15 protein-coding genes and 5 pseudogenes are annotated in these 20085 nt (G+C 39.3%); 12 read left to right on the top strand and 8 right to left on the bottom strand.

The window, feature by feature from the left end:
- The first annotated feature begins 366 nt into the window (after window positions 1-366).
- From KFB94_07345 to KFB94_07310, 8 genes and pseudogenes are all read left to right on the top strand, one after another.
- A pseudogene (locus KFB94_07345) lies at window positions 367-1496 on the top strand (IS3 family transposase).
- A gap of 419 nt (window positions 1497-1915) precedes the next feature.
- Window positions 1916-3250 (top strand): TolC family protein, encoded by a 1335-nt coding sequence (locus KFB94_07340; protein QVL45092.1) that lies wholly within the window; start codon window positions 1916-1918, stop codon window positions 3248-3250.
- Window positions 3251-3265: 15 nt separating this feature from the next.
- Window positions 3266-5539, top strand: coding sequence for a type I secretion system permease/ATPase (locus KFB94_07335; GenBank protein QVL45091.1), 2274 nt, complete (start codon window positions 3266-3268; stop codon window positions 5537-5539).
- A complete protein-coding gene (locus KFB94_07330; protein ID QVL45090.1) occupies window positions 5536-6738 on the top strand; it encodes an HlyD family type I secretion periplasmic adaptor subunit in 1203 nt (400 codons plus the stop codon). The genes KFB94_07335 and KFB94_07330 overlap by 4 nt, the downstream gene beginning before the upstream one ends.
- A 116-nt stretch (window positions 6739-6854) precedes the next feature.
- Window positions 6855-6986: a transposase gene (locus KFB94_07325; protein ID QVL45089.1), complete on the top strand. Its 132-nt coding sequence runs from the start codon at window positions 6855-6857 to the stop codon at window positions 6984-6986.
- 191 nt (window positions 6987-7177) lie between these two features.
- Window positions 7178-7420 carry a transposase gene (locus tag KFB94_07320; protein QVL45088.1) on the top strand — a complete coding sequence of 81 codons (243 nt, stop codon included), beginning with the start codon at window positions 7178-7180 and terminating at the stop codon, window positions 7418-7420.
- 102 nt (window positions 7421-7522) lie between these two features.
- The gene (locus tag KFB94_07315; protein QVL45087.1) at window positions 7523-7684 is read left to right on the top strand and encodes a transposase; all 162 of its coding nucleotides are present in this window, start codon (window positions 7523-7525) and stop codon (window positions 7682-7684) included.
- Between the two features lie 39 nt (window positions 7685-7723).
- Window positions 7724-8809, top strand: a pseudogene (locus tag KFB94_07310) (IS3 family transposase).
- A gap of 154 nt (window positions 8810-8963) precedes the next feature.
- On the opposite strand, the gene KFB94_07305 reads toward KFB94_07310, so the two are convergent.
- From KFB94_07305 to KFB94_07275, 7 genes and pseudogenes are all read right to left on the bottom strand, one after another.
- Window positions 8964-9419: a polymer-forming cytoskeletal protein gene (locus KFB94_07305; GenBank protein QVL45086.1), complete on the bottom strand. Its 456-nt coding sequence runs from the start codon at window positions 9417-9419 to the stop codon at window positions 8964-8966.
- The gene (locus KFB94_07300; protein ID QVL45085.1) at window positions 9409-10437 is read right to left on the bottom strand and encodes a M23 family metallopeptidase; all 1029 of its coding nucleotides are present in this window, start codon (window positions 10435-10437) and stop codon (window positions 9409-9411) included. The genes KFB94_07305 and KFB94_07300 overlap by 11 nt, the downstream gene beginning before the upstream one ends.
- 35 nt (window positions 10438-10472) lie before the next feature.
- Window positions 10473-10847: a polymer-forming cytoskeletal protein gene (locus KFB94_07295; GenBank protein ID QVL45084.1), complete on the bottom strand. Its 375-nt coding sequence runs from the start codon at window positions 10845-10847 to the stop codon at window positions 10473-10475.
- 322 nt (window positions 10848-11169) lie between these two features.
- Window positions 11170-12254, bottom strand: a pseudogene (locus KFB94_07290) (IS3 family transposase).
- 202 nt (window positions 12255-12456) lie between these two features.
- Window positions 12457-13104 carry a sulfotransferase domain-containing protein gene (locus KFB94_07285; protein ID QVL45083.1) on the bottom strand — a complete coding sequence of 216 codons (648 nt, stop codon included), beginning with the start codon at window positions 13102-13104 and terminating at the stop codon, window positions 12457-12459.
- The gene (locus KFB94_07280; protein QVL45082.1) at window positions 13089-13424 is read right to left on the bottom strand and encodes a PIN domain-containing protein; all 336 of its coding nucleotides are present in this window, start codon (window positions 13422-13424) and stop codon (window positions 13089-13091) included. The genes KFB94_07285 and KFB94_07280 overlap by 16 nt, the downstream gene beginning before the upstream one ends.
- Window positions 13425-13436: 12 nt before the next feature.
- Window positions 13437-13676, bottom strand: a complete 240-nt coding sequence (locus KFB94_07275) for an AbrB/MazE/SpoVT family DNA-binding domain-containing protein (GenBank protein QVL46612.1) — start codon at window positions 13674-13676, stop codon at window positions 13437-13439.
- A gap of 266 nt (window positions 13677-13942) precedes the next feature.
- Between KFB94_07275 and cysC the strand changes: the two genes are divergently transcribed.
- From cysC to KFB94_07260, 3 genes and pseudogenes are all read left to right on the top strand, one after another.
- A complete protein-coding gene (cysC, locus tag KFB94_07270; protein ID QVL45081.1) occupies window positions 13943-14527 on the top strand; it encodes an adenylyl-sulfate kinase in 585 nt (194 codons plus the stop codon).
- 187 nt (window positions 14528-14714) lie between these two features.
- A pseudogene (locus KFB94_07265) lies at window positions 14715-15574 on the top strand (IS3 family transposase).
- Window positions 15575-15649: 75 nt separating this feature from the next.
- Window positions 15650-16737: pseudogene (locus tag KFB94_07260) on the top strand (IS3 family transposase).
- A gap of 222 nt (window positions 16738-16959) precedes the next feature.
- Here KFB94_07260 and KFB94_07255 read toward each other — a convergent pair.
- Window positions 16960-17979 carry a hypothetical protein gene (locus KFB94_07255; protein QVL45080.1) on the bottom strand — a complete coding sequence of 340 codons (1020 nt, stop codon included), beginning with the start codon at window positions 17977-17979 and terminating at the stop codon, window positions 16960-16962.
- Between the two features lie 169 nt (window positions 17980-18148).
- On the opposite strand from KFB94_07255, the gene KFB94_07250 reads away from it, so the two are divergent.
- Window positions 18149-20014, top strand: coding sequence for a hypothetical protein (locus KFB94_07250; GenBank protein QVL45079.1), 1866 nt, complete (start codon window positions 18149-18151; stop codon window positions 20012-20014).
- Window positions 20015-20085: the final 71 nt, after the last annotated feature.

Here is a 20085-nt window from a genome sequence, read left to right as displayed (position 1 = left end):
TAGCCGCTAGAGCTGAAAATCAATGCTTCGCACAGCGATTCAACCCGGTATTGCGTGATGAGTTGTTCCATGAATGTCTACTTTATCAGCCTTGGTTGTTAATGAAGTAAACATGCGGCTTTTTTGGCACCTCGTTGAATGAAGTCGAATTAGAAACCAGCTTTTCTAATTAGCGCATGCGTTGCTGTTCTGTGCTCTTCAATTCTTACTTTTCAACACCCATACTTTTAAGGCAGTGACGAAGCCAACTATCTAAAATACTAATATATTTTAACCAAAGCCTAAATGTGAACCTACACCAATATTTCGGGCCGTTTAAAAGTAGAATTTTCGATTATATTAATGCCATATTAAAGGAGACGCGGCATGAAGAAGTCGAGATTTACCAAGGAGCAAATTGCATTTGCACTTAAACAAAATGAATTGGGTGTATCTGTTGAAGAAGTAAGCCGCAAGATGGGCATCAGCGAAGCGACTTTTTACAATTGGAAACAGAAGTATGGTGGATTAGGCCCATCTGAACTCAGGCGACTCAAACAACTGGAGGAAGAGAATAGTAAGCTGAAGCGTTTAGTAGCTGACCTATCATTAGATAAAGCGATGCTACAGGATGTCTTATCAAAAAAGCTTTAACGCCCGACCGTAAGCTAGGATTAATCGCTGATTTAATGGCACGATTTGGTGCCAGTCAGCGTAAAATTTGTAGCCTAATAGGTTTATCACGCAGCAGTTGGCACTATCAGTCGATTGCACGCGATAGCAGTGCCTTACAAATGCGTATCAAAGAAATCACGGAAACACGTAGGCATTATGGATATAGACGCGTCCATGTCATGCTCAAGCGTGAGGGCTGGAAAGACAATCACAAACGGGTATATCGTTTGTATCAAGAAATGCGGCTATCACTAAGGCTAAAACGTCCGCGCAGACATAAATCGTGTCAGGAGCGACTTCCAAAATATGTTGCTCAACACCCGAATGAAGTGTGGAGTATGGACTTTGTAGCAGATAATCTGTTTGACGGACGTAAGCTACGGGCATTAACAGTGGTAGATCAATATAGCCATGAGTGTCTTGCGATTCATGTAGGACAGCGTTTAACAGGAGAAGATGTGGTTCAAGTGATGCAGCATGTGGCATTCAAGCGAGGACGTCCAAAGTTTATAAAAACTGATAACGGCTCGGAGTTTATTTCCAAAGCTTTAGATAAATGGGCTTATGAGAACCAAGTGACAATGGACTTCTCAAGACCAGGCAAGCCAACTGACAATGCGTTTATCGAATCATTTAATGGCCCCCTGAGGCAAGAGTGTTTAAATAGCCATTGGTTTTTATCGTTAGATGATGCAAAATTCAAAATTGAAGCATGGCGCAGGGAGTATAACGAGAGTCGACCCCACTCATCATTGGATTGGATGACACCTTCTGAATACGCCCAAAAATACTTGAAATCAACCCAAAATGCCATTGCTATTAAGGCCGAAATTTCTATTTAAGTTTGGCTCGGTTATTGGTGCAGGGTCAATTATTATATTATGTAATTAATTTTTCTCTAATTTTTGTTATGTTAGACTGATATTAAAATATTGTATCATATAGCAGTAAAATGGATTGTAGCTTTAATGCGTCTATGGGCTTTACTTAACCATTTATCTAGATCATTATACTGACAGCAAAACCTAGAGCAATTATAAAATACATTCTATTTTATTAATATAACAGAATTTTATTAATCATAAAAAGTTGGGTCTAGATGATTTATTTGCCATTTATTTTTACACTAACCATCAATTTAACACCTAACTATATGAACATTTTGGATTACTGCCTAAAACAAAAAAGAATATTCTTCGCATTTCTGTTATGTTGCAATAGCTTATTAAGTCATGCAGAGCTTGCGACCCTTCAGGGAGTTTTGCTTCAAGCTGTTAGTAATAACCCCCAAATTGTTAACAAAAGAAATGCCTTAGTATCGGCTGGCTATTTGCTTGATAGCGCTGAATGGGGTCGATTTCCATCATTTAGTACAGATATTAATACACTGGAAACTGGCGGTAGCAATACTACTATCCGAATTGAGCAACCTTTGTGGACAGGAGGAAGAATTACCGGTCAGATTGGTTTAGCAGAAGCTACTTTAGAAGCAGCTCGTGCGTCTCTAGGCGATACCGAGCAAAAAATTTTATTAGAAACCGCCACAGCTTATTTCGATGTTTTACGATTTGAAGCGAAGCTCAAAATAGCATTACAAAACGAGATAGAACATCTTCGCTTGGTTGAAAGTATGTCTAGACGTGTGGAGTCTGAAATTAGCCCTAAAGCAGATCTCATACAAGCAGAAACACGTTTACGTCAAACAACCGCAGAACGAATTCAGCTAGAAAATCAAGTAGCGGTTTCACGTATTACGCTAGAACAACTAACTGGCTTTCGTGTTGAAGAGATTGAAAGACCCAGTAGATTTAATACAGAAATAGGTACTATTACGGAAATTCTAGAGACTGCCATAGCATTTTCTCCAGAGCGCGCTCGACTTGTATTTGAAGCGACAATTGCAGAAGAAGAAATTAAATTGAACCGCTCGCAAGCTATGCCAAATGTTGTTCTTGGTTATCAGCGTCGCATGGGCACAGTCTTTTTTACGCCAGACAACAACCAATTATATTTGGGATTGCGTCTTGCGCCTGGCGCTGGCCTTTCTAGCCTTTCTAACATTAACGCTGCAAAAGCAACAAAAGATGCCGCTTTAAATGTGATTGAATCATTTGATCGAAGGGTTGCAAAGGAGGTGCAGTCTGTCTGGTCTGAAAGAAATGCACTACTATCTCAAGCAAAACAGGTCCGTGCATCGGTGATGGGGGCGGATGAAGTCATAGAATCCTACTTACGCCAGTTTCAAGTGGGTAAGAAAAATTGGTTAGAAGTGCTCAATGCCCAACGAGAAAAGGCAGTGGCATATTATGCTTACACCGATGTGGAATATCCATTAGAATTAATGTCCATACACCTATTGATTTTAACTGGTCAACTACAGGCTAAGCAGCTAGATATGTCCAAATTTTTTAGCCGTGATGTACCGATTGAGCAAGAGCAAAAGAAATTCGACTTCAATATTATTATGAATCAATCTACCATTCCTAGCGTAAACAATGCGACCTTCAGTTCAAAAACTAAAAAAAATATTGAAAAAAAGCCATGGCTTGAAGTATTTAAGCCTACACTCACTAGAAAACTACTCAACGTAAAATAAGAAGGCAAAAGTAGAATGAACAATATTGACCAAACTACACCTCTGGAACCTGAACTTAGTCATACTGACTACGCTTTTGAGGAAATGATTGAAAATTTGGCAGTTTTATTGTCAAAAATTTCTACTCACCAAGGTATTTCCACACCAACGCACCGCTTTTCTATGATGGATAAAACACAAGATGGTGTTGCGTTAAAAGATTTATCGCTAGCAGAGCAAGCGCAAGCGATGTGGTTGTCACGCTTTAAACATGGTTTAGTAAGTGAATTGACGTTTGATGCATTGAGTCGCAAGGACTTTCCTATTCTTTGGGTTAGCCAAGCGCAGGATGAGTCGCTGCTGATTAAAGGACGTTTGAGTAATGGTAAATTAGCATGCGAGGATGTGGCTGGAAGTGCGCGAGAGTTAGAGCCAGATGGCATATTAAATGGCAATCTATTGCGTTTTAAAACTGAACAATTAGATGCCGATGATCAAATTGTATTTCCTGTTACTGCACGCGATTGGTTTAGTTATACGCTGCGTAAGCATCGCCGTATTTTTGGTGAGGCAATTTTTGCCACCTTTATGATTAGCAGCGTGGGTTTGTTTTCAGCAATGTATACCATGCAAGTGTATGATCGTGTTGTTCCAACAAAAGGCTACTCGACTCTTTGGGTATTAACCATTGGCGTGGTGATTGGCGTATTAATTGAATTTACAATTAAGCAAGTTCGTGCACGAATGCTTGATCGCACTTCCAAAGCCATTGATTTGGAATTATCATCGGTGTTTTTTGGTAAGGCGATGGATATTCGCATGGATGCGAGGCCAAAGACTGTAGGCACATTTGCCTCTCAAATTCGTCACTTTGAGTCTGTTAGAAACTTTATGGCATCAAGCACGCTTTATATTTTGGCTGATGTGCCTTTTGCCGTTTTATTTATCGGCGTTATCGCTTTTTTAGCTGGCCCTATTGCTGTAGTGCCGATTATATCGTTGTGCCTTTCTTTAATCTCTGGCTTTTACTCGCAAAAAGAAATAGAACAACTTACTCAAGAAAATATGACTGAATCTAATAAGAAAAATGGTCTGCTGATTGATTCAATTGATGGTATTGAGTCAATTAAGGCTTCTGGTGGTGAATGGAAGATGTTAGATAAGTATCAATCCTTAACCAACACAATGGCAAAAAACGAGCTGGCTTTGAAATTCATCTCAACTCGTGCAGCTAATATGGCACAATCCATACAGCAGTTTAATTATATTTGCATTATTGCAGTGGGAGCTTTACTAATTGGTAACGGCGATCTCAGTATGGGGGCATTAATTGCCTGCTCTATTATTTCTGGTAGAGTATTTAATCCTATTACCCAATTACCAAACATGATTATGCAATGGAAAAATGCAATAATTGCACTGAAGTCATTAGATGACATTATGTCTATGCCGAGCGATAGAAGTCATGATCAGCGCTTGGTCATCCCTGAGTCCTGTAAAGGCAAACTGCAATTGCAAGATGTGTCTTTCTCTTATCAAGAAGATATGCTGTCTATTGAAATAGAAAACCTTGTATTTCAGCCTGGAGAACGTGTTGCAATCATAGGTGCCGTGGGTTCTGGAAAGTCCACACTAATTAAAATGTTGTCAGGCCTTTATAAACCACAAAAAGGAACTGTTTTTTTAGATGACATAGACATATATCAGCTTGCACCAGAATTTGTGCGTGAGCATATTGGGTATTTGCCGCAGGATGTAAGACTCTTCAACGGCACCTTAAGAGAAAATCTGACCATCGGCATGCCTACACCAAGTGATTCTAAAATTCTTGAGGCTGCATCGTTAACAGGACTAGATAACCCAATCAGACAACACCCCAAGGGGTTGGAGCTAGAGATTAGCGAGGGAGGACGCGGCCTTTCTGGTGGCCAACGCCAATTGGTAGGACTGACGCGACTGCTGATTGCGAAGCCAAAAGTAATTTTATTAGATGAGCCAACTGCTTCGATGGACATGCAACTCGAGTCCAAGGTAATGAAGCACTTGTTTGAAAAAATTCCCAAAGACCACCTTATCATTGTCGTCACACATAAGTTTTCTCTATTGCCCAAAGTTGACAGAGTGATTGTTATCGACAATGGAAAGATTGCAATAGACGGTCCAAAAGAGAAAGTTCTATCAATGTTTAAAAACGTCAAAGACAAAAATACTCAGGAGCAAAATAAAGCTACAATCCAAACTGAAAGTGCGCCTGTCGATCTAACTCAGCCTAATACAACTTTGGATATAAAGAAAAAGAAAGTATCATGAATTTATTCTGGTTTCTGACTAAAAATGAAAAAACATCAAAACAAGCGCTTTCATTTGAGGAAAATCGTGGCTCAAGATGGGTTTTATGGTTGACTTTTATCACAGTAGGCACTTTTTTACTTTGGGCATACCTTGCTGAAATTGACCAGATTACTCGAGCCCCGGGCAAAATTATTGCCAGCTCACGAACACAGATTATCCAATCTCAAGATGGTGGTGTACTTGAGGAACTATTAGTAAAGGAAGGCAGCAAAGTTGAAGCTGGTGATGTCTTATTTAGAACTAATCGTACACGAGCTGAAGCGGCTTTTATGGAAATTCGCGCTAAAACAGTTGCGCTTTCGGCAACTGCAGCCAGACTGAGAGCGGAAGTATTTGGTGGAAATCCTATTTTTGAGCGCGAAGTCGATAATTATCCCGGCTATAAAATGAATCAGCTTTTATTACTTAAAAAACGCCGTGATGCTTTAAATCAAGAACTTGCATCGTTAGAGAAAATGCGTGTCTATGTTGTTCAAGAGCTAGATATGAATTTACCTCTGGTGACGTCTGGAGATGTGAGCCGTACTGAGGTGCTTAGACTGCAGCGACAAATTGCCGATTTAGACGCGCAAATAAATAATAAACGGAACAAGTATTTTCAAGACTCTCAGTCAGAGTTAAGTAAGGCGGAAGAGGATCTAAACGGTGCAAGACAAGCGCTTGCACAAAAAAAAGATCAACTACTACAAACTGAAATACTTGCCCCAGTAAAAGGTATTGTTAAAAATGTACAAATCACGACCCTAGGAGGCGTGATTAGGCCTGGAGACGAGGTAATGCATATTGTGCCAGTTGACGATGAATTAGTCATAGAGGCGAAAGTTTCCCCTGCAGACATAGCTTTCTTAGAACTTGGCCAAGAAGCAACTGTAAAAATAGATACTTATGACTTTACAGTGTATGGTGGCATGATGGGGGAGCTTGTGTTCATCAGCGCAGATACATTAAGTGAAAGATTACACGAAAATGAAGAGCCCTTCTATCGCATTCATGTGCTTATAGCAAAACCTATATTTAGTGCTAAACCTGACGTGAAACTCGAAATATTACCTGGTATGACAGGTATGGTGGAAGTTAAAACTGGTAGAAAAACAGTGCTGCAATACTTGACAAAACCAATCGTTAAAACAATTAGCGAATCACTAGGTGAAAAATAAAGAGCAAAGCAATACTAACTAAATGACCCACTTCATGTAATGGTCTAACTAAATGATGGACTTCCCAGAATTCAGTAGACATTCAATAATGTCGAAACTGAACTGGAGAGTAGTAAATGAGAGGTACAAGATATACAGCTGAATTTAAGGCTGAAGCAATAAAACAAATCACTGAGCGTGGTCATGGTGTCGTTGAAGTATCAAAGCGCTTAGGTGTTTCAGATATAAAGCCTATACGCTTGGCTTAAGCAAAGCCAACTAGGTGATTTACCAAACTCAAAAGATATTGTTGCACTCAAACAAGAGTTGCAAAGGATGAAAGCAGAGCTCAAGCGCACCACTGAAGAGCGTGACATCCTAAAAAGGCCGTGGCGTACTTTGCCAAGCTGTCCGATTAAAGTACGCATTTATTGACCAGCATCGCCAAGTGTTTCGCTTAATGAGTATGTGTCGTGTACTAAAAGTGCATCGTAGTGGTTCTTACGACTGGAAATTAAAGCCACTATCCAACCGAGCAATTGAAGACGCTGCACTACTTGTTGAAATCAAGCGATCCTACGAAGACAGCTATGGCATTTATGGCAGTCCACGTATTCACTACGATTTACGAGAGGCTGGCATTATATGCAGCGAGAATCGCGTGGCTAAAATCATACGTAATGCTAAGCTCAAATCTATTTGAGGCTATCGTAAGCCACGTTATAAGTCTGGACACGTGGTAAGGCCTGAAAATATTATACACTTTTTATGTTACAAATTACTCTAGACATAAAAAGGAAGAATCATGGCAAAAGGCATTCGTTACACAGACGAATTTAAACAAGAAGCAGTCAATCAAATTATCAAACACAGCTATGACATAGCTGAAGTTTCCAATAGGCTGGGCGTCAGCACCAAGAGCCTCTATAAATGGAAGGTAATCCCCCCGCATAAAAGTAGCATTTAGAAGTAGAATTTTCTTAATTAGATTTAAAGGAATTTTTACATGAAGCTATCAAGATTTACCGAGAGTCAGATCATCAACATATTGAAACAGGCATAATCCGGTTCGCCAGTACCTGATTTGTGCCGTGAGCATGGAATGAGCTCCGCCACATTTTATAAATGGCGTGCTAAATACGGTGGCATGGATGCGTCCATGGTGTCTCGCATGAAAGAGCTCGAAGATGAGAATCGACGCCTTAAAAAATGTATGCCGAAGTTCAGCTTCAAGCAGACGTACTCAAAGAGGTGATGCAAAAAAGTGGTGAAGCCATCTCAGCGTCGAGAGATGGCACGCTGGGTGGTTGAGCATAAAAGCCTGAGTATTCGATTGGCCTGCAATACCTTTGCCCTAAGTGAAGGCTGCTACCGCTATAGCGCTAAGCTATCCACAGAGAATGATGACATTGCAGATTGGTTACTACGATTGACGCAGCACCAGCGTAACTGGGGCTTTGGTTTATGTTTTCTATACTTGCGCAATGTGAAAGGCTTTGGCTGGAATCATAAGCGTGTATATCGCATCTATCGTCTTTTAGAGCTTAATCTGCGTATTAAGCCGCGTAAGCGGCTAGTTAGAGAGATGCCCTTGGCACTGACTGTACCTGGGCGCATCAATGAGGTGTGGTCAATGGATTTTATGCATGATCAGCTATCGGATGGGCGTAGTATTCGGCTATTTAACGTAATTGATGATTTCAACCGCGAGGGGCTTAACATTGAAGTTGATTTTTCATTACCCTCAGCGCGTGTGGTGCGCTCGCTAGATCAGATTATTGAATGGCGTGGCAGACCAAATATCATCCGTTGTGATAATGGCCCTGAGTATATCAGTGCAACGCTAACAGAATGGGCGGCAAGGCGAGGGATTAGGATTGATTATATTCAGCCAGGTAGCCCACAGCAAAATGCCTATATAGAACGTTACAATCGTACAGTCCGTTATGATTGGTTGGCACATATGTTGTTTGATACGATTAAAGAAGTGCAGGCGTTTGCTACACATTGGCTTTGGACATACAATCATGAAAGGCCAAACATGGGCATCGGTGGCATGACTCCAATGCAGAAATTACAACGTGTTGCCTAAGCTCTACTTTTAGCGGCTACTAAAAATGGGGGGATTACCATGGGAAATGCTAAAAAACTAGCTGCTAATTAGTTTCGTTCTTAATAATAAACAATACGGCTATTCTAAAGTGTAGCTCAATGAAAGGTAATCTAACCTAACTATTAGTTGAAACTTAGGGGAATTTCGTGCTATTTTTTTTATGAATAACCTCACCACCTATAGAGGAGCCCTGCTGTATTTTGATACTTGCATATTGAATGACGCCATCAACATTGGAACCAGAATTTAGGGTCAAATCTTCGCATAAGACCTCCCCTTTAATTTCACCAAACACAACCACAGTATTGGCTTGAAACGTGCCATCCAGTACGCCGTTTTTGCCAACCGTTATTTTATCCACTTTAATGGTGCCCTTGAATTTACCATCGATATGCAGCGTGCCATCAAATACTAGTTGTCCTTCAAATAATGCACCTTCACTGATGATGGTTGGTTTTTGTGCAATGTTCATAATTTTACTTGGCAAAATGCTAGTCGATACATCGTTACTTTCCGCTGTTAATTCATTCAAGTGCTCATCAAAATTGTTTGAGGAGTCGGTTTTAGCTGTTTTGCGTTTATTGAACATTTTTTGCCATCGCTGTAATAATTGAAGGGTTTACTTTTACGCCATCAACGGATACTTCGTAGTGCAGGTGCCTGCCAGTTGAAAATCCGGTATTGCCTATCTTGCCTATTGATTGACCCGCTTGCACTTTTTGTCCATGCTCAACAAAAATACTATCGAGGTGAGCATAGAGTGTTCTGACATTATTTGGATGTAAAATAACCACCATATTGCCATACCCAATAGATGAATGTTGCACCTTCTCAACCACGCCGTTGATGACTGCTTTAGCGTTAAAATCTATAGTAGGCATAAAATCAATGCCTTCATGTTTTATTTTTCTATTCGTAATAGGATGAACTCTAACACCGTATTGGGAAGTAGAAATTGCATTATTGGCTGGCTTACGACTAGGAAAAATTAATAATACATTCTTCAATTTCTGCAATTCATCTAAGTTTTTTTTATAATTGACTAATACTTCTGTATTAACACCTGCCGATTTGATAGATTCTATGTTGACAGCTAGCTTTGTGTTGGTATTAGCGTTGTCTTTTTTTAGCTTCTTGATCATGCTTGGTGTAATGCCAGAAACTTTGAGGCCTTCTTCCAACGCACGCGAAGCAAGCTTTAGTTCTTGTGTAGAGTAGTTAACTAATAGCTCTAGTTTTTGTAAACGTTCACGATAGCGATTCGTTACGCCCAGTAACTCAGTCTCAGTAATACCTTCGTCTAGTAAGGCACCAGAATCTGACAAAGAAGCTATTGCAGATAATGCTTGTTGACGCTTTTTTTCCGTCTCAGCCTTTGATAACTCAAGTGCATTGTAGCGCCAAACAGTAACGCAACTATGAAAACTAAGCCCTAATAATATACACATTAAAGTTAGTACAGTTATTAGTATCGCTCGCGTAATAAAGAGTTGAGCTTTGGCCCACACAAGAAAATAATGCAACTCATCAGATTGCTCAAGAATTAATCTGAAATCTTGGAATTCATAATTCCATACTCGCTTTATAAAAGATAAGGGCTGCAACATTACAGGAAGAAGAATAGAAGCAAGAGACCGCACAATTATATAACAGGTTCAATGTTATCAAGTTGATGAGTTGCTGGGGTTAAAGGAGCTTTACTTTTTACAATATTGCCGTCAATAATACCACCAAGCTCAATCTCTAAAGACTGATATGATGTAGTGCCAGAAATTTTACCAGTAGACCTGACAATTAATGTATCTCTTACTTCAATGGAATTGGTCACCTCTCCCTTTATATCGGCAATGTTGACTTTAATCTCACCATGCACCTTGCCTGTTTCGCCAATATAAATTTCATTTGCTATAATTTCACCATTAACGTTGCCATGCACATGCACAACTCCCTGCACTGAAATATTGCCAGTGATGTTAACTCCATCACCTAATAACAAACTGTCTTTGATGTTTTCCATAGCCACCTATTTAATTAATTATATATGCGCAAAAAGTACAAAACTTTATTTGTTAATGATTAACTTCAATATTAAAGTAGTTCAACAATAAATAGCCCTTACACTTTAACAATATTACATAGAAAGCATTATAGAATTAATGTATACAATAGTTATATATATACTTTTACTCATAATATAATACCATTTTTTTAATATATATATCAATATCATTGATATAACTGAGAACAGTATGTAATAGCTTCTTTCACTTTCTTCATAAACATAAAAAATCTCTTATATGGGTAATCCCCCCATTTTTAGTAGCCGCTAAAAGTAGAGCTTAGGCAACACGTTGTAATTTCTGCATTGGAGTCATGCCACCGATGCCCATGTTTGGCCTTTCATGATTGTATGTCCAAAGCCAATGTGTAGCAAACGCCTGCACTTCTTTAATCGTATCAAACAACATATGTGCCAACCAATCATAACGGACTGTACGATTGTAACGTTCTATATAGGCATTTTGCTGTGGGCTACCTGGCTGAATATAATCAATCCTAATCCCTCGCCTTGCCGCCCATTCTGTTAGCGTTGCACTGATATACTCAGGGCCATTATCACAACGGATGATATTTGGTCTGCCACGCCATTCAATAATCTGATCTAGCGAGCGCACCACACGCGCTGAGGGTAATGAAAAATCAACTTCAATGTTAAGCCCCTCGCGGTTGAAATCATCAATTACGTTAAATAGCCGAATACTACGCCCATCCGATAGCTGATCATGCATAAAATCCATTGACCACACCTCATTGATGCGCCCAGGTACAGTCAGTGCCAAGGGCATCTCTCTAACTAGCCGCTTACGCGGCTTAATACGCAGATTAAGCTCTAAAAGACGATAGATGCGATATACACGCTTATGATTCCAGCCAAAGCCTTTCACATTGCGCAAGTATAGAAAACATAAACCAAAGCCCCAGTTACGCTGGTGCTGCGTCAATCGTAGTAACCAATCTGCAATGTCATCATTCTCTGTGGATAGCTTAGCGCTATAGCGGTAGCAGCCTTCACTTAGGGCAAAGGTATTGCAGGCCAATCGAATACTCAGGCTTTTATGCTCAACCACCCAGCGTGCCATCTCTCGACGCTGAGATGGCTTCACCACTTTTTGCATCACCTCTTTGAGTACGTCTGCTTGAAGCTGAACTTCGGCATACATTTTTTAAGGCGTCGATTCTCATCTTCGAGCTCTTTCATGCGAGACACCATGGACGCATCCATGCCACCGTATTTAGCACGCCATTTATAAAATGTGGCGGAGCTCATTCCATGCTCACGGCACAAATCAGGTACTGGCGAACCGGATTATGCCTGTTTCAATATGTTGATGATCTGACTCTCGGTAAATCTTGATAGCTTCATGTAAAAATTCCTTTAAATCTAATTAAGAAAATTCTACTTCTAAATGCTACTTTTATGCGGGGGGATTACCCCTCCAATATTGCATGCGTAACTATTGACTAACCCATCATCCACTCTGCACGTTTTTTTATAAGCTTTTGCGACTATTGCAATTCAATAGTTTACCCACTCATTAATTGCGCAGTATAAAATTTAAGAGTAATCAAATATAACCAAGTTTCGTAAGCTGAATTAGATTGATGCGAGTACAGAGCTCAACATGGTGTTTTTCCATTTTCTCTTGCCAAGGTTTTCCTTCTTTATTTACGAACTTCCCATCGCTTATTTTATCTCTGGGCATCATTTTATTGTTTAAAACTTCCACACCAAGAAAATTCGATAATTTAATTAAAGATTCATCTAAATTATCTCTTAAATCTTCGTACTTTAGAATAAGCTTTTGCTCTGAAGTATCACGCGTCCAATTTTCTACATGATCTGCCCAAATTCCCCAGCGATGTTTCCCTTTTATAACATCCTCTAACGATATCTCATAATTAAAAAATTTGTGCAGGCTTAACATAACTGAATATGCGTCCCGTACCACATAGATCGATTTAGCGTCAGTATGATTAAGTTCATGAGTTTTGATTAAAAAAGGCTTATTTAGAAAGGGCTTAGTGGTAATCTTTCCATTCTCTATGAGCTCAACGTGACCAACCAATTTTTCTAAAGCTGCATTATCGGCTAGATCATTTGGATAGACAGACGCAGATTTTAAGTCGAAACATTGATTTAAAATAGTCCTTAAGTATGTGTTCCCAGATCTAGGGTATGACGCAAGGAAAAGAGGTTTCATTTCTTTTTGCATCCTTCAGCAAGCATACCCTGACAAGCCCTTAGTTTTCTAAAACTTAATAGACTCTCAAAATAAAGTTTATCGGTTTCATTAGGCGATTTTCTGAAGTGGTAGGTAGCTTTGGCTGTAAAGTCCAACACATCCAAAGGACTGCAAATGCCCAAAACGACTCTCAAGTTCTTTTCGTGTTGGCTACTTTTTTTTGTCCCATGTAACAACTCAGACAAAGTAATTACCGAGATAGCCTTACGACTAGCACTCTGGTTGAAGACTTCCATGACCTCTACCGGACGACGCTTAATGACGTCAATCACCATATTGGTATCAAGCAAATACTTAATCACCTAGAGTGTCTCTCTCGCCGATTGCTCTTGCGTGGCACGTATTACCATAAAGTCTGCCGTTGCCACCAGATCAATATCAGCTGCAAAAAAACTAGTCCAAGTTTCTGTAAGCGGCGAAAGAATACGATCTCGACCAAGAACTCTTACTTGAACCTTTTTAACTACCTCTGGCAAACTTAATTCCACAGGCAATCTCACCGCCTGCGTGCGATTATTAATTAGAATGGTAAATGTTGCTATAATCCCCTCCAACACTTAACTTCTATACAGCTCTAGCTGTAGCACATTTTTAAAAAAATACTGTAAAAATGCAGTAAATTTGAGTAAATTCTTTATAAAAAACTGCATAACGTCATGATCCACATCATTAAGTTTAAACCTTTATCAAACCTAGCTTGTATTAAGATTACCTGAGTCAAATTTGAATGCAATATAACAAACAAAGTTTAAATTATCTATTTTCATTTAATATAACACATATATAAAATAAATTTGAAATCAACCTTATGGTATCAAAAAATATTCATTTCCAAAAAATTAAAATTTCACAGGAAGATCGTGAAAAACTCAAGTCTCAAAAAGGGACTGTTATATGGCTTACAGGCTTATCTGGAGCAGGGAAGTCTTTTCTTGCAAATGCCCTGGAAAATAAATTACATCAATTAGGCAAGCATACCTATCTTCTAGATGGTGATAATTTAAGATTAGGTATAAATAAAGATTTAGGATTTAGCGAAGGGGATAGAAAAGAAAATATTCGACGTGCTGCAGAAATATCTAGACTTATGGTGGATGCTGGTTTGATTGTTATTGCAGCATTTATTAGCCCATTTCGAGCCGAACGAAAGATGGCAGGAGATTTAATCGGCAAAGACCACTTTATCGAGGTATTCTTAGATACTCCTTTGGAGATATGCGAACAGCGTGATCCAAAAGGTTTATACAAAAGAGCCCGAACTGGGATGATTCCAAACATGACAGGCATTAATAGTCCTTATGAACCGCCTACTAATCCAGACTTTATATTTAAAGAGAGTAGTAAAGTTAAGGATTTAATTAAGTTAATTGAGACGAGGGTTGGTACGGCCTGAGTTTTCTAAACACTTTCTAGATTCTCAAAATAAAGTTAATCGGTTTCACTAGGCGATTTTCTGCCATTGTGAGTATGCCGACGTTTGGATTATAAAACAATTCGATGTAATTTGACCTGCCCCGGTAATCCCCCCAGCAAAAAGTAACGAATAAAAGTAGAATTTCTAGTAATAGGAGATCTACAAAATGAAGCACTCGAAATTCACAGACAGTCAGATTATTGATGCATTAAAACGTGTAGAAAGCGGTCTACCGGTTCCTGAGCTTTGTCGAGAAGTTGGTATTAGCTCAGCTACTTTTTACAAATGGCGTGCAAAATATGGCGGCATGGAAGTTTCCATGATGTCACGCATGAAAGAGCTTGAGCTTGAGAATGCGCGCCTTAAAAAGATGTATGCAGAGGAGAGGTTAAAGTCAGAGATACTGCAAGAAGCCATCACAAAAAAGTGGTGAAGCCATCTCTGCGACGTGAGATGGCGATGAAGGCGGTGATTGAGAAATCAGTATCGATACGCTTGGCTTGTACCATTTTCTGTATCAGCACAAACTGTTACCGCTATCAGCCATTACTCGATGCTGAAAACCAATCGATTTCGGATTGGCTAATAAAGCTCACGGATAATAATCGCAACTGGGGCTTTGGTTTATGTTTTTTATATTTACGTAACGTCAAAGGCTATTGTTGGAATCACAAACGTGTCTATCGTATTTATAAGGCACTGGAGCTCAATTTAAGGATTAAGCCAAGAAAGCGGCTCAAGCGTGACAAGCCAGACGCATTGATGGTGCCGATTAGCATAAATCAAGTGTGGTCGATGGACTTTATGCACGATCAGTTGCAAGATGGCAGAAACTTTAGATTGTTTAATGTGATTGATGATTTCAATCGGGAGTCACTGGGTATTGAAATTGACCTATCCCTACCGTCAGAAAGAGTTATTCGCGCATTAAATCAGATCATTGAGTGGCGAGGTAAGCCAAGAACGCTGCGCTGTGATAACAGTCCAGAGAACATCAGTGGTGTTATTCAAGCTTGGGCTGCAAGACATGGGGTAATCCCCCCGCATAAAAGTAGCATTTAGAAGTAGAATTTTCTTAATTAGATTTAAAGGAATTTTTACATGAAGCTATCAAGATTTACCGAGAGTCAGATCATCAACATATTGAAACAGGCATAATCCGGTTCGCCAGTACCTGATTTGTGCCGTGAGCATGGAATGAGCTCCGCCACATTTTATAAATGGCGTGCTAAATACGGTGGCATGGATGCGTCCATGGTGTCTCGCATGAAAGAGCTCGAAGATGAGAATCGACGCCTTAAAAAAATGTATGCCGAAGTTCAGCTTCAAGCAGACGTACTCAAAGAGGTGATGCAAAAAAAGTGGTGAAGCCATCTCAGCGTCGAGAGATGGCACGCTGGGTGGTTGAGCATAAAAGCCTGAGTATTCGATTGGCCTGCAATACCTTTGCCCTAAGTGAAGGCTGCTACCGCTATAGCGCTAAGCTATCCACAGAGAATGATGACATTGCAGATTGGTTACTACGATTGACGCAGCACCAGCGTAACTGGGGCTTTGGTTTATGTTTTCTATACTTGCGCAATGTGAAAGGCTTTGGCTGGAATCATAAGCGTGTATATCGCATCTATCGTCTTTTAGAGCTTAATCTGCGTATTAAGCCGCGTAAGCGGCTAGTTAGAGAGATGCCCTTGGCACTGACTGTACCTGGGCGCATCAATGAGGTGTGGTCAATGGATTTTATGCATGATCAGCTATCGGATGGGCGTAGTATTCGGCTATTTAACGTAATTGATGATTTCAACCGCGAGGGGCTTAACATTGAAGTTGATTTTTCATTACCCTCAGCGCGTGTGGTGCGCTCGCTAGATCAGATTATTGAATGGCGTGGCAGACCAAATATCATCCGTTGTGATAATGGCCCTGAGTATATCAGTGCAACGCTAACAGAATGGGCGGCAAGGCGAGGGATTAGGATTGATTATATTCAGCCAGGTAGCCCACAGCAAAATGCCTATATAGAACGTTACAATCGTACAGTCCGTTATGATTGGTTGGCACATATGTTGTTTGATACGATTAAAGAAGTGCAGGCGTTTGCTACACATTGGCTTTGGACATACAATCATGAAAGGCCAAACATGGGCATCGGTGGCATGACTCCAATGCAGAAATTACAACGTGTTGCCTAAGCTCTACTTTTAGCGGCTACTAAAAATGGGGGGATTACCCATCACTGAATTGAACAAATGCAAAAATCATTAGTGTCTGACAAGACTTAATGTGGCAACACACATGATTTATGTCACGTAATAGTAGATTACATTATTCACCTGGATCATTATGGAGTTTAAATAAAACAACAAACTCTCAACCACTTTAGTCCCAAACTAGTTGCCAAGTTCAGACAAACCTTAGATACTTGATTTATTCATTGCAATTTCAATGTCCCTTAATATAGCACTACCAAGTCGACTCAATCTTCCATGTTTTCTTATCACCGTGAGGGAGTCATTGAAGGATAAAGTTGAATCTGCTAAAGTGTCTTTAAAATATAAATCTAACCAATCAAAACCTGATTCCTTTTTTTTCTCACAGGAATTACTAATAATTTTTCTCATCGCTAATGCCTCTCGTGCCGAAACGAACGCAGCGTGATAAATACCATCAATCGGCCTTAATTCTTGTCTCAATGGTGAATAGTACCGCTCACTTGGGTCATTTAATACTAGCGGTTCATTTCTTGCAATTCCAAAAAGTAAGTTATGTGAGTACTCGTGTATAAGCCGCGGAATATAGAGCCACCAATATGGATGCGCCTCAGAATTCAAAGCGAGCGCGCCCCATAGTAAGAATGACGAAGCACCACCAAAGGTTAATTTTTCATTCCCAGATGGCTTTGCGAAAATTATTTCAGATGTAATTGCAATCATTTCCTCCATAAAATCAGGTAATAAAGTTTCTATAACATTCAGTGCTCTGTGGAGATTTTCGGACGCCTGAGCCAGCTCTCTATCGTCAAGAGCTATTAAGTTCATTTGATTTTCTGGCTCCATATCAAGCCATCTAATGATACAATCGATCTCTTCAGAATTAAACCAAGGCGTCCTAAGGGTAGTAATTTTTAATCTGTTGTTTTTCTTGTCAAAAAACATAAACTGTGATGCGTAAGGACTAAAATTATCATTTAAACGTTTTAATATATATGGATAAGTGCCTGTATTAAAGGGCTGATTGCTATGAACAGATAATAGCAAATCGTAATACCAACCAAAATCCACGGGCCTGGCATTCCAGCTATCATAAGGAAGATGTAATAGTGAAGTGATTTTATTTTGCTTTGCTAGCCAACTTAGACTATCAGCCAAAGAAGTCCTCACTTCATTGTTAATTAAGCTTGCAGTTTTTCCAGAAGGCACACTGAAATCAACCATAACATTTGAAGGTTTCTTTCATAATTGATTTCAGTTATATTACTTAAGATAATTACTTAGCAACTTTTACTGTTGGTTTAGCGCCAACTTTTGTGGATAACATAAGGTATTTAAGTGAACCATATGGGGCTAACATTTTTACTATAGACATGAAAAACTCCTAAAATTTATGAAAAAATCAGAAAACATAAAAGCAACAAACTTTAATAATAAATACCAAATATTTCCATCATATTACCTTGGATTGAAGCAACTGTCCATACCAATAAATGTTGAATTTATTTTACCGGATTCCTTAAATTTGACAGAACTCAGGGAGGAGTTTCAAGAGCGTTTTAATATGGACTATTCACCCATCAATACATTAATTGTACGCAAATTAAGTAATGATGAGTATACGGCTCAAGATTTTTTTTGGTTAGCAATGTTACTCTCGAGAAGTCTGCTGCAGGCATTAAAAATTCCTTCGATTTCCGCAGGTCTTATTAACGAAATAAAGACTATCGATAAAAACAAACATTCCTATTTAATAGCATGTCGTTTTCCCTTTGTCGAAAATCATTCACTTTCTATTATCTACAAATCCTTAGAAATTGCATGTCGCTTAATTAAATACTTCTCTAATACTACTTTGACTGAAACAGATATATCAGCTCAATTTGAAGAATTGCATGAAAAATTCATAATTACAGCCAAACAACAAGTGCCTGGAGGAGAGTCAACAATACCAATCTTAAAAACTGCATTTAACCTAGATATTCCTTTTATGCATATAGGAAAAGGCGTTTACCAGCTGGGGTGGGGTTCTAGAAGGTGCATGTCTCATCGAAGTACGACGGAGCTTGATTCAGCAATTGGTTCAAAGTTGAGCCAAAATAAGGTAGCTTGTTCAGAGGTTTTAAGATTAGCGGGATTACCAGCTCCATTCCACTATTCAGTCGCCACATTTAATCAGGCACTAGAAGCAGCCAATCTGATTGGCTATCCAGTAGTAATAAAACCTGCTGATAGAGACCGTGGTGAAGGTGTAACTACAAGCATTAATAATTCTAAATTTCTTAGTCATGCATTCAATCATGCTTCAAAATTCTCAAAAAATATCTTGGTAGAACGTCAGGTTTCTGGCGTCTGTCATCGCATTCTCTTAGCAGGTAATTTACATCTGTATACTGTTGCTCGGCTTCCAAAATCTGTTAAAGGTGATGGAAAGCATACGGTAAAAGAACTGTGTATGCTTGAAACAGCAAAGGAAAGTCGTAAGGCTAAGCACCTTCGAAAAAAGCCCTGTTTACTGGATGAACTAACAGAGAAAACATTAAAAGATCAAGGGTTAAATTACCACTCCATTCCTGAATCTGAACTATTAGTTTTTTTACGCCCTATTGAGTCCACTGAATGGGGCGGGTCTCCCAATCTTTTAACTGAGCAAATACATCCTGAAAACATTAGAATAGCCTTCCAGGCTGCACAACTTATGAGCTTGAATATTGCAGGAGTTGATCTAATTACAGAAGATATCAGTAAGCCTTGGTACGAAAATGGAGCAATAATCAATGAAGTAAACTTTGCACCTTTTTTAGACCAACGATATGATTATCAACGTAAAGGTGTTGAGGCACTGGTACAAAGTCTTGTTAGCGGTGGAGGGCGCATACCGATTGAGGTTTTCATTGGAAATGACCAAGCTTTGAATAGAGCACGTCTCCGTCAACAGGAGCTTGCTTCCGAAAGTCAGGAGAGTTTTTTGACCACTCATTTACAAACATTTGACGTTTCAAATGAAATTATATTCGCACTTCCTAGTGTGGGATTATTCGATCGTTGCAGAATGTTGTTAATGAATAAAGATGTAGAATATTTGCTAATAGTTGTGCAAAATGATGAGCTCCTCTATACTGGTTTACCAGTCGATTCGATAAATGCGATTACTTTGGTTAACAATAACTTATTTACAAAAATACCTTTAACTCAGCATTCAAGAGAAAATACTGCGGAAATGATAGTGGGGCTACTAGAACCATATTGCAAAACCTAAAATAGTATAGAGACGTACCTCACCTCATATACATAAGGATCTTTTACTATTAAATACTTTTTTGTAATTTC

This window comes from Methylophilaceae bacterium, assembly GCA_018398995.1.
Classification (GTDB): Bacteria; Pseudomonadota; Gammaproteobacteria; order Burkholderiales; family Methylophilaceae.
This window is presented reverse-complemented; position numbering and strand designations above follow the sequence as displayed.

Bases quoted from the DNA above. Each gene is read 5' to 3' on its own strand.
- KFB94_07335 (QVL45091.1), top strand. From the start codon at position 3,266: ATGAACAATATTGACCAAACTACACCTCTGGAACCTGAACTTAGTCAT.
- KFB94_07330 (QVL45090.1), top strand. From the start codon at position 5,536: ATGAATTTATTCTGGTTTCTGACTAAAAATGAAAAAACATCAAAACAA.
- KFB94_07325 (QVL45089.1), top strand. From the start codon at position 6,855: ATGAGAGGTACAAGATATACAGCTGAATTTAAGGCTGAAGCAATAAAA.
- KFB94_07320 (QVL45088.1), top strand. From the start codon at position 7,178: ATGAGTATGTGTCGTGTACTAAAAGTGCATCGTAGTGGTTCTTACGAC.
- KFB94_07315 (QVL45087.1), top strand. From the start codon at position 7,523: ATGGCAAAAGGCATTCGTTACACAGACGAATTTAAACAAGAAGCAGTC.
- KFB94_07305 (QVL45086.1), bottom strand. From the start codon at position 9,419: ATGTTCAATAAACGCAAAACAGCTAAAACCGACTCCTCAAACAATTTT.
- KFB94_07300 (QVL45085.1), bottom strand. From the start codon at position 10,437: ATGTTGCAGCCCTTATCTTTTATAAAGCGAGTATGGAATTATGAATTC.
- KFB94_07295 (QVL45084.1), bottom strand. From the start codon at position 10,847: ATGGAAAACATCAAAGACAGTTTGTTATTAGGTGATGGAGTTAACATC.
- KFB94_07285 (QVL45083.1), bottom strand. From the start codon at position 13,104: ATGCAAAAAGAAATGAAACCTCTTTTCCTTGCGTCATACCCTAGATCT.
- cysC (QVL45081.1), top strand. From the start codon at position 13,943: ATGGTATCAAAAAATATTCATTTCCAAAAAATTAAAATTTCACAGGAA.
- KFB94_07255 (QVL45080.1), bottom strand. From the start codon at position 17,979: ATGGTTGATTTCAGTGTGCCTTCTGGAAAAACTGCAAGCTTAATTAAC.
- KFB94_07250 (QVL45079.1), top strand. From the start codon at position 18,149: ATGAAAAAATCAGAAAACATAAAAGCAACAAACTTTAATAATAAATAC.